At 56.5% G+C, this 13,085-nt stretch carries 16 protein-coding genes and 1 tRNA gene; 11 read left to right on the forward strand and 6 right to left on the reverse strand.

From position 1 onward, the window contains the following. Positions 1-69: 69 nt before the first annotated feature. The 5 genes from N5098_RS11030 to N5098_RS11050 all read left to right on the forward strand — a co-directional run bounded on the left by N5098_RS11030 (position 70) and on the right by N5098_RS11050 (position 5,351). Positions 70-345, forward strand: coding sequence for a ribonuclease P protein component 4 (locus tag N5098_RS11030; protein WP_267637926.1), 276 nt, complete (start codon positions 70-72; stop codon positions 343-345). A gap of 61 nt (positions 346-406) precedes the next feature. Further along, a complete protein-coding gene (locus N5098_RS11035; RefSeq protein WP_267637927.1) occupies positions 407-655 on the forward strand; it encodes a YhbY family RNA-binding protein in 249 nt (82 codons plus the stop codon). Continuing rightward, a complete protein-coding gene (locus N5098_RS11040) occupies positions 652-1,563 on the forward strand; it encodes a mechanosensitive ion channel family protein (protein WP_267637928.1) in 912 nt (303 codons plus the stop codon). Before N5098_RS11035 ends, N5098_RS11040 begins: the two co-directional genes overlap by 4 nt. Positions 1,564-1,742: 179 nt before the next feature. Further along, a complete protein-coding gene (locus tag N5098_RS11045; protein WP_267637929.1) occupies positions 1,743-2,720 on the forward strand; it encodes a transcription initiation factor IIB in 978 nt (325 codons plus the stop codon). 90 nt (positions 2,721-2,810) lie between these two features. Next, positions 2,811-5,351, forward strand: coding sequence for an outer membrane protein assembly factor BamB family protein (locus N5098_RS11050; protein WP_267637930.1), 2,541 nt, complete (start codon positions 2,811-2,813; stop codon positions 5,349-5,351). Between the two features lie 7 nt (positions 5,352-5,358). Here the strand turns inward: N5098_RS11050 and N5098_RS11055 are convergent, their stop codons facing one another. The 4 genes from N5098_RS11055 to N5098_RS11070 form a co-directional block, all read right to left on the reverse strand. After that, a complete protein-coding gene (locus tag N5098_RS11055) occupies positions 5,359-5,835 on the reverse strand; it encodes a double winged helix-containing putative transcriptional regulator (protein WP_267637931.1) in 477 nt (158 codons plus the stop codon). Continuing rightward, positions 5,835-6,767, reverse strand: a complete 933-nt coding sequence (mch, locus tag N5098_RS11060) for a methenyltetrahydromethanopterin cyclohydrolase (RefSeq protein ID WP_267637932.1) — start codon at positions 6,765-6,767, stop codon at positions 5,835-5,837. The genes N5098_RS11055 and mch overlap by 1 nt, the downstream gene beginning before the upstream one ends. A gap of 61 nt (positions 6,768-6,828) precedes the next feature. Next, positions 6,829-7,140, reverse strand: a complete 312-nt coding sequence (locus tag N5098_RS11065) for a thiamine-binding protein (RefSeq protein ID WP_267637933.1) — start codon at positions 7,138-7,140, stop codon at positions 6,829-6,831. A gap of 258 nt (positions 7,141-7,398) precedes the next feature. Then, entirely contained in the window at positions 7,399-7,566 is a 168-nt protein-coding gene (locus N5098_RS11070; RefSeq protein WP_267637934.1) for a hypothetical protein, read from the reverse strand. A gap of 198 nt (positions 7,567-7,764) precedes the next feature. On the opposite strand from N5098_RS11070, the gene N5098_RS11075 reads away from it, so the two are divergent. Together N5098_RS11075 and N5098_RS11080 are read left to right on the forward strand one after the other, a co-directional pair. Further along, complete coding sequence (locus N5098_RS11075) at positions 7,765-8,037, forward strand: hypothetical protein (protein WP_267637935.1); 273 nt, start codon at positions 7,765-7,767, stop codon at positions 8,035-8,037. Positions 8,038-8,097: 60 nt separating this feature from the next. Then, positions 8,098-8,751: a DUF7547 family protein gene (locus tag N5098_RS11080; RefSeq protein WP_267637936.1), complete on the forward strand. Its 654-nt coding sequence runs from the start codon at positions 8,098-8,100 to the stop codon at positions 8,749-8,751. Here the strand turns inward: N5098_RS11080 and N5098_RS11085 are convergent. Together N5098_RS11085 and N5098_RS11090 are read right to left on the reverse strand one after the other, a co-directional pair. Then, positions 8,748-9,296 carry an NfeD family protein gene (locus tag N5098_RS11085; RefSeq protein ID WP_267637937.1) on the reverse strand — a complete coding sequence of 183 codons (549 nt, stop codon included), beginning with the start codon at positions 9,294-9,296 and terminating at the stop codon, positions 8,748-8,750. The two genes, N5098_RS11080 and N5098_RS11085, sit on opposite strands and share 4 nt — an antisense overlap. A 62-nt stretch (positions 9,297-9,358) precedes the next feature. After that, positions 9,359-9,580 carry a hypothetical protein gene (locus tag N5098_RS11090; protein WP_267637938.1) on the reverse strand — a complete coding sequence of 74 codons (222 nt, stop codon included), beginning with the start codon at positions 9,578-9,580 and terminating at the stop codon, positions 9,359-9,361. A 61-nt stretch (positions 9,581-9,641) separates the two neighbouring features. On the opposite strand from N5098_RS11090, the gene N5098_RS11095 reads away from it, so the two are divergent. The 4 genes from N5098_RS11095 (at position 9,642) to N5098_RS11110 (ending at position 13,063) form a co-directional block, all read left to right on the forward strand. Next, positions 9,642-10,376, forward strand: coding sequence for a DUF2064 domain-containing protein (locus N5098_RS11095; RefSeq protein WP_267637939.1), 735 nt, complete (start codon positions 9,642-9,644; stop codon positions 10,374-10,376). A 31-nt stretch (positions 10,377-10,407) separates the two neighbouring features. Continuing rightward, a tRNA-Ser gene (locus N5098_RS11100) sits at positions 10,408-10,492 on the forward strand. 298 nt (positions 10,493-10,790) lie between these two features. Further along, positions 10,791-11,507, forward strand: coding sequence for an ABC transporter ATP-binding protein (locus N5098_RS11105; RefSeq protein ID WP_267637940.1), 717 nt, complete (start codon positions 10,791-10,793; stop codon positions 11,505-11,507). Beyond that, complete coding sequence (locus N5098_RS11110) at positions 11,504-13,063, forward strand: hypothetical protein (RefSeq protein ID WP_267637941.1); 1,560 nt, start codon at positions 11,504-11,506, stop codon at positions 13,061-13,063. The genes N5098_RS11105 and N5098_RS11110 overlap by 4 nt, the downstream gene beginning before the upstream one ends. Positions 13,064-13,085: the final 22 nt, after the last annotated feature.

The following is a 13,085-nucleotide window of genomic DNA, read 5'->3' on the forward strand; positions in this document are numbered from 1 at the left end:
ATGAGCAGTTCGGATGTATATAGCGAGAGAGCGGAAGCTATACGTGTGAAACCGGGTGATAGATAACCAGTGAGCATTGCGGTTGAGCGAATCGAGCGGTTACAGGAACTGGCACGCAAAGCAGTTCAGGAGGGAAACAAAGCGCGTGCACAGCGGTACGTCCGGAGAGCAAAGCGTATTGCAGAGCGCAACCGGCTCAGACTTCCGCGTGAGTTTATCCGTTTCACCTGTGACCGGTGCGAGACGTACCTTATCCCGGGAACGAACGCACGCGTTCGGCTACAGGACGGTCACGTTGTCAGTACCTGTGACTGTGGGGAACAGCACCGTCATCCATACAAGTAACGCGGGCTGTGACCGGACTTTGCCCAACTATAAGGGGATATAGATGAAAACAGGGGTAACGATGAGTTCTGACGAGCTTCGAGAGAAGATGCATTCGCTTGATGCAACGCTTCGGGTCGGCAAGAACGGTATCGAGTCCGTCGCCGAAGAACTAGAGACACAGCTTGATGACCGACGGTTCGTGAAAGTGAAGTTCCATCGTGCCTCGCGAGCAGGAACCGATACCGAGGAGTTGGCCCAGAAGCTGGCTGACCGTGTCGGTGCGAGCGGTATCGAGACACGCGGGCATACGGCAGTGATTGCACGATGAGGAGCCTGACTGCCTTCGCCGATGTAGTGGGGGCCGTCATGCCGGTAGCAGACATCCTCAACAAGTTAAACATTCCATGGTCACGGACCCTCGCGCGAGTGATTGTCTTCGTGGCTGTTCTCGTTGGCGTCTATCATGTCGGCCAAAAGGTCCTCAGTCCGATGGCTGGCAGGATGATGGATGCCAAGAACCTCGACGCCCATGCACAGCGGCCACTACAGAAAGTTCTGAGCTTTGGCATTCTTTTTGCCGCGCTTTCGATGGCGTTTGGGCTGGCCAGGTTTGGGAACTTTCTTGAGTTACTGGCAACGATTGCTGCGGCAGCGACGCTTGCTATTGGCTTTGCGCTTCAGAATGTCATTCAGAACTTCGTCTCGGGAATCTTTATCTACGCAGACCGTCCATTCCGCCTCGGTGACTGGATTGAATGGAATGGTCATGCCGGTGTCGTCGAAGATATCAGCCTCCGGGTGACACGGGTCCGGACGTTCGACAATGAGTTGCTGACGGTCCCGAACGCCGAACTCACTGGCGGCGTTATCAAGAACCCGGTCGCAAACGACGAACTCCGTCTCAAAGTCGACTTTGGCATCGGATACGAGGATGATATCGACACAGCGGCCGAAATTATTGTCGAAGAAGCCCAAGACCACGATGACATCCTTGTTGACCCCGCCCCGTCAGTCCGACTGGTCGAACTCGGGAACTCCGATGTTGGCCTCCAATCGCGTATCTGGGTCTCGAACCCGAGTCGCGCAGATTTTGTCAAGGTTCGCGGCGAGTACGTCCAGGCTGTCAAAGAGCGCTTTGACGCGGAGGGAATCAACATCCCCTACCCCAACCGAACAATCGGCGGCGAACTCGAACTGTCAAACGTCGCTGACCTCATGGAAAACACCGACAACTGACTGGGACAGTATCGTCACTGCTACCCAGATTGGCGAGAGTAGGTTAACGATTACCCAGAAAAAATTTTTGTCCTAGTGAATGAAAGTGCTATTTTGGAAAAGATTTAAGTTGGAAGCAAGCCAACATATTGAATACAGGAAAACGTTTTCCCGGGCACTGAGCCCAACTTCAGTCCACAATGACCGACACCACCACGAGACGCTATGCGCGTGAAAACGAGGATGATGAGGAAGAGTCCGAACGCTCGTCCGACGAGACTGTTGATTGCCCAGAGTGTGGCGGCAATCTAACATCGGATGCAGAACACGGCGAAACTGTGTGTGAAGACTGCGGACTGGTCGTCGAGGAGGAAGAAATCGACCCTGGTCCGGAGTGGCGTGCGTTCGATTCCCGTGAAAAAGACGAGAAATCCCGCGTCGGTGCACCGACGACAAATATGATGCACGACAAGGGCCTGTCGACAAACATCGGCTGGCAAGACAAAGACGCGTACGGCAACGCGCTGTCGAGTCGCCAACGCGAGAAGATGCAACGGTTACGTACCTGGAATGAACGGTTCCGTACCCGTGACTCGCGGGAGCGGAACCTCAAGCAGGCTCTTGGCGAAATCGACCGGATGGCCTCCGCGCTTGGTCTGCCTGAGAATGTTCGGGAGACGTCGAGTGTCATCTACCGACGCGCGCTCGAAGACGACTTGCTTCCCGGCCGCTCTATCGAAGGGGTCGCGACCGCATCGTTGTACGCGGCCGCTCGGAAGGCCGGAACACCGCGCTCGCTCGACGAGTTGACGCAGGTGTCACGCGTCGAGAAAGACGAAATTGCGCGGACGTATCGATACGTTGTCAGGGAACTCCAACTCGAAATCGAGCCTGCCGACCCTGAGAGTTATGTTCCACGGTTTGTCTCTGAGCTGACTCTCTCTGAGGAAGTCGAACGGCGCGCGCGCCAACTGCTCAGCACCGCCAAAGAACAGGGTGTTCACTCGGGCAAGTCACCCGTTGGTCTCGCCGCTGCTGCCGTCTATGCGGCTTCGTTGCTGACAAACGAGAAAGTAACTCAGAGTGAGGTCAGTGAAGTGGCAAATATCTCCGAGGTTACGATTCGGAACCGCTACCACGAACTGCTTGAAGCCGAAGAGAACATCCACGGCCTCTAATTTTGCGGCGCTGATACTTTCGTGTCAACTTGTGTTCTGTGTTAGAAGATAACGATATACATATCTCTGTTGAGTCCAGAATGACTTGCAATGTCGACGATTCCTACGTCGGCGTTTGCTGAGCACGTTCAAACGCTAACTCACGACAGGTTTCAGGCGTTTGTGGCCGACCTCTGGTCTCTGGCTGGCTGGGAGACGACAATCGACGGAGCTGTTGTCGTCGCCCAACAGAGCGACCGCGAACAGCGGTTGCTGGTCCGGCCAACAGGTCGACTGGCCCGTTTGCGTTCGGACCCCCCGCCAGCAGACGTGTTTGACTGCGTAGTTTCACCACGTGTCGAGAACAGCGAGCGAACAACCATCGACGATACTGAGCAACCGCTGGTTGACGCGAGTGACCTCCGGAGTCGTCTTATCTACGGCTGTGATACCGTAGCGGCCGACCAGCTTTGGGCCACGTACTTTGAGACGGAGCTACGGGGCGGAGAGTGGATACAATCCGAGCGACGCTGGACGTGGCCACAGGCCACACTGGGTGGGATGGCACTGTTGCTTATTGTCGCTGCCCTTGCTGTGTTGGTCGTCGGTCTCCCGTTTCTGGAAAGTGAGACTGGCGGTGGAGTGACCGCTTCGACGCTCGATGGTGGGCTAGAGACGGAGCTAGATTTTGGCCCACCAGAGCGTAGTGTTGAGGAGCCACGCACTATTGCCTGGGGAAAGACGGTGTACATCGGCTCAGCCACAGGAAAAATCGCAGCCCTCGACGCCGAGACAGGAGAGACGTCTTGGTCCAGAAATCTCAGTGGGTTGCTCCGGTCACCGCTGGTCTCGAACGGAACGGTCTACGTTCGTTCCCCCGGGAAGATACACGCACTGGATGCAGTAACCGGCGACACCCAGTGGACAGACAGTACCAACGGCATCGAGTGGACCCACTACGAACTCGCTCACAGTTCGAGCACACGGTTAAGCATCGATAACGGGACACTCTATTTTACCGATAAAAGGGGGCTTGTTGCACTCGATGCCGCCACAGGAACAGAACAGTGGAACAGCTCGGTCCAGGGAACAGTCGGTGGCTCACCGACGGTTTTTAACGAGACAGTGTACGTCGGCACGATGAATGGGACTCTGTCAGCGTTTTCGGTTGGAACCGGTGAGCGCCAGTGGCGGAAAGTGAACAACGACGAGTCGTATCACACCAGCGGGACGCCAAGTGTGAATCAAAACGGGCCAGACTCGTTGCTCATCACTGGTGTGTCGGGAGTGTACAGCTTTGACACCGAGACTGGTGAGCAACACTTGCAGTTAAACAGCAGCGAATTCGGTCGGATGTCGCCACCTGTTGTGGTCGTCGACTCGGAGTTACGACAGACTGGAAAGAACACGACGGCCGAGCCAGTTGCCTACGCCGCAGAAGGGCGTGTGTATATGTACGCACTCAACCCAACCGACGGCGAACGGTACTGGACTTATAAGGAAAACAGTGCTACCATACACAACCCAATTGTTGGCGACCCCAGCGAGAACAGTTCAGCATCGTCAATCTATGCTGCCACGGAGTCGCCCATCACAAGTGTCAGTTCGACAATTGTGGCGATTAACGCCAACTCTGCGGAAGAACGGTGGCGCGTCAAAAGCGACGACCAAGAGGTGCTGGTGGTAAATGTATTCAATGACACGCTGTATGCCGGGACCGACGCGGGCGAGGTGATGGCACTGGAAACCGAGAACGGACGCGAGCAGTGGCGTGTCGACGCCTTCGACGGGCGTGCAACCGGAGCAGTAACTGTCGTGACTGAGCCACTTCATGGTGATAGTGTCGATACCCGGACTCGACTCGGTGTCGGAGGCCACCACGACTGGCTTACCGGCCGCGAGACAGCACGCTCCGCTCAAAACGAGACAGCCGCAATTATCGACACGAGCGTCTCTTCGGAGGTTGCCGCCAGCGAACGGGTTACACTGCGTGTCAGCCTCATGAACCGTGGAGAGCGTTCGAAAAGAATACCTGCCGCCATCGAACCGGAGTGGGTGACGACTGAGGGTGGACTCCTCCAGACAGCAATCAGGCTATCCCCCGGCGAGGCCAAAGAGCTCACTGTTTCGGTAACCGCGCCTGACGAACCGGGGAACTATTCGACAACAATACGTGCCGGAAACGAGAGCACGACGGAGACGACAACTGTCGCCGAGCGCCCGGACCACGATGTGACAGCGCTTGATGACTCAGAGACAGTCTGGCAGGAAGATGAGACGGAGGTTATTGCGGCAGTAAAAAACACGGGAACACTCACAGCGACGACGCCAATTGGCCTTGAGTTCAACGGTGAGGTAGTCGATTCGACACAGCGAACAATCGGCCCAAACGAGACGATATCGGTAACGTTCAGCCTTGCGCCCGAGAACGCTGGGGCTGGTGAGTACAATTACTCGGTTGCCACTAACGACAACGTGAAAACTGGCTCGCTTGAGGTGCTAACCGTCGACCGACGCGAAGACGCACTGCCGGTTGTCCGGCAAATATTTGGGTTCACTCTCCTCATCAGCGGTCTTGCGCTCGGCTGGCGTGTCATTACCGACATTCGTGGTCCGATATTCGGTCGGCGTGAACCCGAACACGAACAGTAAGAGACAGCTACGCAGTCGTTGACAGCATATACCCGTTGTCGGCGATTGTCAGTTGGCCAAGCGTCACAGCCCAGCCAAGTACCCGGTCGAGATAAACAGGTCCCGGGTCGGTGCGTTCAAGCCGGTCACGAGTGCGACCGTCGATACGATTAGCAACCTCGTCTCGCGTAAGCGCTCGGTCCGTAGCCTCAAAGACAGCTAGAACAGCCGGGACACCAAAGACATGCGAAACAAACTCGTCACCGAGTGTCGCTGCGTCGAGTGTTGTCTCTTGGCGATAATATCCAGCCCCGTCATCAGAGACACAGCCAACTGCAGTCAGAAAGACAAGCCACTGGCTGGCGTGTGTTCGCGTCTCGACAGTTGTCCGGCGACAGAGCCGTCGACAGCAGTCAGCAGTCTCGTCGGCGTCTCTCGGGACAGCCAAGTAGACAGATTCCAGGTCTGTGAGGTCTCCCACAGGGGGAAGCTGTCGGTACCGCATCAGAGTCCGAAGCTCTCTGCCAGAACGCTTTCGTCGGTTTCCCCGTAAACGTGGGTATCCCCGCCACGAACGTCGACAGTCACCTGTGCCGGGGCAAACAACTCGACTGGTAGGTCGCCGTATGCCCAATCAACAGACTCGAAAATGTCGACGAATGGGTCACCATACTCTGTCGGTGCAGTCGAGACGATTTGGGAAAATTTGTCGAAGGGCTCTTCGACGACAAGGTGAACCTGGCCACCGTAGGCGACTGCATCGTTCGTTCGGGCCATCGCTGTGGGTTCACTCTCAGCAACAGGCGCAAGTGGAGCCGAGGCGCTCACCGAAAGCACATCAAGCGGATCATACCCCAACTCAGCAAGCCGGAAGACAGCAAGCTCGGCCGCTCGCGAGCCGGCGACGGCACTCCCGGTGATACTTGCAGTCGAGAATGTCGGCAAGAAAATACTGCTCTCGGGAACGTTAGTGCGTTCGGCGACTGTTGACGCGACTTCAGCGGTCGGTAGCTGGTCGGATTCAACCGCCAGTACGGCGAAATCGAACTCATCTTCGAAGCCGATGTTCCGGAATATCTCTTCTTCAGCGACGAGTGCACGAGCTGGGCCGCTCCCGAGACCCTGAAAGTTCTCGGTTTCGAGCTCCCAGCCAGCTTTTCCCGAACACAGCAATGCCAGCGCCGGGTGGTCCGTGGTCACCTCGACGTGAGTAAGCGGTGCTCCAGCGAGTTCGTCGACGGTGCTCCCAACTGTAGCCAGCCCGGCAGTCTGGATTTCAGCGAGCAATAGGCCAGCCTCCAGAGCGCCCGGGAGGTCGACACCGAAGTCGAGTACCGTCGCCTCGTTTGGGAGCGTATGTGCGTCGATAGTAAGCTCCTCCGCGAAGTCGATGGCCTCGTCGACCAGTTCGGTTGCCATCCGATTGAGACTCTCCATACGGACATCTTCCGAGGGCCTCCCTTATCAACGCGTGGACTTTGTGACCAACAAAACTGCGCTACCGCTGCCCGCTGGCTTCACGACCAAGATGTTCTTCGACTGCGTCAACTTTTGCTGTTGCTGGGTCGTCAACTGTCCGCTTGTCGTCAATTTTGAGGAACGTGCCAACGCGGTCACTGTCGACCGCGCTGTGAGCAGCCTGCGCGGCGGCGAATATCTCCGATACGTCGTCAGCTTCGAGTATTGTTCCCATTGGCGTTGTCTCGTAAGACACATCGAACTGCTCTAAGGCTTCGACTGCCTTCGCTATCTCCGGGGCCATGCTTCCGTCGACGGTCGGTGAGACTGCAAGAAATGCAGTGACTGTCATACCTGAGCTAGTGTCACCAGTCCTAAAAGGCTACACAAAGAGTGTTGGTCGGCTGAACATGTCACAACTGATACTCACAGGTGAGACAAGGAAGGTATAAATAAGGTAAGCAGAATTTCACAAAAGAGAATAGCTCTGGGCGTAGATTCCACACAGCGTAGACAGTGAGAGACACTGTGTCTCAAAGATTGCACAGCAGCGACCACCGCCAACGGCAAGCGTGCGTGGCTGACTCGAGACCCAACGGTCTCTGGGCAGTTACCGTTCCAGCGAGACAGTCAGGTCAGTTGCAATCCAGCCGTCAGTGTTCCCATCCTCGGTGAAGACTGTGCGGTCGGGTGAACTCTGGTGGACCGACACACTGTTCTCCTCGTCTTGTGGGTCTGGCTGACTTGTCGGCTCCCGCTGTTGTCTGAATGAGTCCATTACTACTGATTAGGCATCCCTAAAAATAAAAGGATTTTGGTCTGCCTAAACTGTGAGACAGAGAACGACACCTCATGGCCCAATAGTTCACATTCATGAGAAATGGTATCACATTCTATGAAATTAATTTCAGTAGAGAATCCGACAGAAGTATAATTAAGCTTATATTTATACGTATGAGGCTATGACTAGGTACTGATGAAAGAACGATATCGCACTGCGATTTCGAATCTATCTCGCGCGGAGCATTTGCTGCTGGCGGTGAGCGCCGTGAGCGCTTGCGTCGTCGTCGCGACGAACCCGTTTGCGACCGCGTTGCCGATTGCTGGAACCGCTACGGTAGTTGGAATGATGTTTGGAATCGACAAGCTACAGCCGTTCGTGTCGAATACATCGGCACCGACCACAGACAGCGAGCCAACCAGTACGTCCGAGAGAAGCAACGCAACACCCTGTACTGCTGACGACTGACAACGACCTATTGAGAGACAATCGTGGTACGTTTTTGTATCGCGGGGGCATAGGATACGTATGAGCGACTCGGATTCCGACCCGGAGCTTTCACAGCTCCTGACAGACCTCACGACGACCCTCCGCGAGCTAGAACAGGAGGTAGAGTCCGAACGCCCACGGGGCCCGCGGCTACCGACCCCGAGCGAACTATCGCGATTTACGAGTGAGGTCGCGATTCCGGGCATTATTCTGGTTCTCCGGACAAACGTCCGTGCACTCCAATTACTACAGCGCGCTGTCCGGCTCGCAGATGGCCGGAAGCCGTCGCCTGACGGCGCGGTGTCAGAGGCACGGTCTCGTGCCGAAGAGGTCGGCAAGGCATCACTGTCACAGCTCGATGGCGTCTTGACAGACCTCCAGACGGCACTCGAATCCCGTCCTGAAAACGAGCAGGCCGATGAACTACTGTCACGTGCTAGAGAACTCCGTGAACAGGTCCAAGGCGAGTTGGCCGAAGACGAGACACAACCAGAGACACAACAAGACAGCGCAGGCCCGGAGATAGACCAGTCTGACGCTGTTGGTATCGACGTGGAATCGGAGCTTAAATCACTCAAAGACAACATTCAGGACGCCGAACAGCAGTACGATGACGACGGTGATGACGGAGATGATGGCGACGACAGCGGAAGTGATGCTACCGACGACACCGGGTCTGACCCAAACAGTTAGCTCGTCTCAGTTTCCGCTTCCCGTTCACGTTCTCTTTCGAGTTCGCGGTCGATATCGTTTCCAATTTTCGAGACAGATTCGACCGTAACGACGTTGCCACCACCAGGGTCGACGACGATAACTTCTTCCTCTTCCGATATTTCACCGTCCATGCTGCGAGCTTTGTAGTAGGGATTGAAACCGCCGTCAGAAAGTTTGATTTCACCTTTCGTCGGTGTCACGCGTTCAGTGACGCGTCCCGTCGACCCTCGGAGTGACGAGGAGTCTGAGGTTTTCCCTTTGCCGGGGCCACCCATTACGTCGAGTTGGCGATATGCCCACAGCGTCGCCAGCGAACTAAGAAGGACAACAATAGCCATCAAGAGGAGATTAATCGGTCCCGGCAACAGGAAGGCACCGAGAAACCCCACCAATCCAGCAGCCAGCAGCGCGACCCCAACGACAAAAAAATGCGCTCCGGGTGCGAACGCCTCAGCGATGACGAGGCCTGCACCGACCAGTATCAACAAAAGCGGCAGATTCGTCAGGGCGAGCTCCAGCACCATACGCTAAAGTTGGAGACCGTGGGGGAAAACAGTTCTGGGTTCTACGGTGGTGAGCCGTCTAGTTACCAGTACGCTGTGCGGCTCCAGCGCTTCCATGGGCGTCCCATCGCAGCAAAGACCAGCAGCGACAACACGACGATTCCAAGAGAAAAAAGCGCTGGCTGTTGCCATTGAGAGGAACGCAACAGCTTGTTTCCAAACAACACAAAGTTAGCAACGATACCCAACACTGCAAGGGAAACAGCCGTCACGACAGCCGTGCCCGCGAGCGTACGCCATTGCATCAACTGTTGCTACGGAGTCCCAATATAAAATCCCAAGGGTCCACACCCCTGAACGCTCTGTATGACTACCGTTGTTGTGCCGGCCGAGTTGGCCGATGAGGAGCCATTGCCCGCGTTACAGCCCGAGCCGTTGTCTCGGGAAGAAGCGTCGGTGCTGTACCGCGCTTCGCTGTTGGATGTATGTACCACGGTCCAGCACGGTGAGGCTGACCTGCTGGTGAACTATCCCGACGCCGAACGTGTGGCAAGTGACGCTCCTGAGACAGAGTTGCGTGACCTGCTGGCAGACGAACTGGCAAATCCGGATGCCGCCCGTTACGAGGTACAGGTCGGAGAGACCGACGATAGCCGCGTCGGGAACGCACTCACCTATCTACTCGAGACAGAATCCGAGCCAACAGCGGGTGTACTTGACCCGACTGTGCCACTTCTCCGGCGCGACCATATCGGAGCAATGGCAATGAAGCTCCGGGCAAGCGATGTTGTTCTTGGGCCAACCACGGACGGCGGACTCTACTTTGCTGGGTTTAGCGAGCCGGTTGACTTTACCGATAGCTACGACTCGCCTGCAGTTGAGACGATGACACAACGTGCAAGAGAGGCAGGGCTATCGGTCGAATACCTTCCTGTGTTACCGCGAATCGACACGCAATCTGGGCTGGCGACAACGGCTGCACTTATCCGTGCGCGAGACGCTGCCGAACGAATTGTCCCATCACGGACGACCGCCTGTCTCGAAGAGTTGGCCTTGCAAATTGACGACGGGACGGTCGCACCGAGTTCCGACAGGTCTTAGAAGGGGGAGAAAAAACGTTGGGGTGGAGCTTGGTGGGATAGCAAAGTGGCCTAATGCGCCTGCCTTGAGAGCAGGTGGGGCTTTGCCCCTCCTGGGTTCAAATCCCAGTCCCACCGTATTTTGCCACAAACAGAACGTGAGTTCTAACATCGTTCACTGAGAATTTGAACACGTGGAGTCCTCAGGGTTCGAAATTCGCCGTGCGCTTTTCAAGCCAGCCAGACAGCTTCGATTTCTGATGACGCCGAGCCAAAACAAATCGCCCGCCTTCTTTCGGTGCAATTTCAGTCCCAGCGCTTCTAAGCGAACAACCCACGGAGAGTGGGTAGGTTCCATCTGAAACCTGAAGCGCTGTCTCTCCTCGTACAATCGAGGGCGAAATGACTATACGTCAACGTGAAACACACAGTGATAGTGACGACTGCAATCGAAACACGAGGGTTGACCAAGCAGCTTGGCGACGTGTTGGCAGTTGACGACCTCGACCTCTCAATCTCGTCCGGGACGGTCTACGGTTTTGTTGGGCCAAACGGTGCTGGCAAAACGACGACAATACGAATGCTCGTCGGCCTTCTGTCTCCCGATGCCGGGACTGCATTAGTCGATGGAACCGCAGCTAGCAACCGAAAAGAGCTCACCGACACAGTTGGCTATCTTCCGGCAGAGGCACCATTGTACGACGAACTCACCGGCCGTGAGCAACTGCAGTACGCAGCCCAGTTTCGGCGACTTGACGATGGTGACCGGGTTGAGCACGCACTAGAGCGGTACGACCTCGTCGACGCCGCCGACCGCCGGGTTAGCGGTTACTCGACGGGAATGCGCCGGAAACTTGGCCTCGCGCAGGCGACGCTTCATGACCCCCCAATACTGATACTCGATGAGCCACTGAACGGTCTTGACCCGGGGGCGACGCGGACGGTCAGAGAACTCGTCAACGAGGTCAGTGATGACGGGACAACCGTGATGATTTCTTCTCACGACCTCGCCACCGTCGAATCAATCTGTGACCAGGTTGGCATCGTCAGCGATGGACGGCTGGTCGCCGACGCGTCGCCAGAATCACTCTCAGCAAGCGTCGCTGAGGACGCCGACCTCGAAGCTGCCGTCATCGAGCTAACGGACCAATGAGCGCCATAACGCCCCTTTACAACGCGCTTCTCGTTGCACGCTTGCAACTCCACCGGAGTTTGCGGCGCGCACTCGACCAGCCACGTACTCTCTTGTTACAAGTTGGCTTTTTTGTAGCGGTGTGGGTGTATGTGGTGTTTGCCGGGTCACAGATGCCCGGCGTAGAGGGGGCGACTGGAACGACAGGCGAGCTTGACCCAACCGAGCTTCGGAACGGCGTCCGCGGTGGAATCGTTGTTCTCTGGCTGTTCAACGTCGCCACCGCGCTAAAGGGAACGCCAACACACGCTAGTCAGGTCCCCGGCGGTGGGTTCTTGCTTCGCTCGGCAGATATTCGTCCGACGCTGTGGGGGACGATGCTCGCAGAGTATGCACGCCGTCTGGCATTGTACGGACTCTTTGCCATCACAGCAGTCGTTACACTCCTTTGGGGACTTGGCTTGCCAACCAGAGACCCGCTAGTGATGTTCTCGTTTTTGCTCTTATTTCTCACTGCCGAGCTAACCGGGATGACCCTCCGGTTGGGCGTGGCTGCCTCTGGATTCCGCCTTGGCGCTGTCGGGAGAGTTATCGTCGGTGGTGTCGGCATTGTTGTTGTTTCGTTTGCGCTTGGCTACCCGAATGCAACACTTACGGTTCTCTCACAGATACCGGTAGCAAACTTCGCTGAAGCGTTTCTCTCAGGAATTCCCGCAGTTACACCCGACAGGACGGCACTCGTTTGGACCATCGTGGTTAGCACTGCGACCATTCCGTTTATCGCAATTCTCATTGAGCGGCTTGCCCAGCGAACGTGGTTCAGCGGCGACCAGCGTCCCGCGCCGGGAACCAATCGGACCCAAGTCGGACAGTGGCTCGAATCCCTCGGTGTCGAAGGACCTGCCCGCGCAGTGGCTTGGCGACTCTGGCTCCAGTCACGGCGGAAACCAATGGTCCTCGGGCTGCTGGGTGTCCCGCTACTTATTGTCGGTCTGGCTGTTGTCGACCCCGAGGGAAGCCATTTCGCGTTGTTCCCCCTCTCAATGGGGCTGTACGCCGTCTGGATGACTGGGTTCGTGTTGACGCTCAATCCGCTCTCCTCAGAGGGTGGGACACTGCCACACCTACTTACTGCAAATGGGGACGAAATTGTCACCGGCTACGCGCTCACTGCCGCTGTTATCGGGCTTCCAGTCACGGTTGCGACAATCGTCGCCGGTGGGCTTCTCATCGGACCGCCATCGCTCATTTTGCCTGGGATGGTGGTCTGTATTGCGGTCTTCCTCGGGACGGTTCCAACCGGCATCGCGTTCGGCCTCATTCTCCCCCGTCTCGAAGCAGTCCCAATCGAGACTGACGGGCCACTTACGCCAGGCAAGTTCGCAATGGCCGGACATGGACTTGCTGTTGCAGTTCTGGCCGCTCCTGCGGTTATTGCTCTCTACGGGACACAAACATTCGTGCCTGAGTGGGTGGCTATCGTCGGGGTTACACTCACGTTGCTGTGTTCACTCGCTGCCGGTGTACTCTCCAGACGAAGTGCTGCACGACAACTGGACAGTCTAATGTTGGACTGACCCGAACAGTCTAACGACGACT

The organism is Halovenus rubra (assembly GCF_026586665.1).
GTDB lineage: Archaea > Halobacteriota > Halobacteria > Halobacteriales > Haloarculaceae > Halovenus > Halovenus rubra.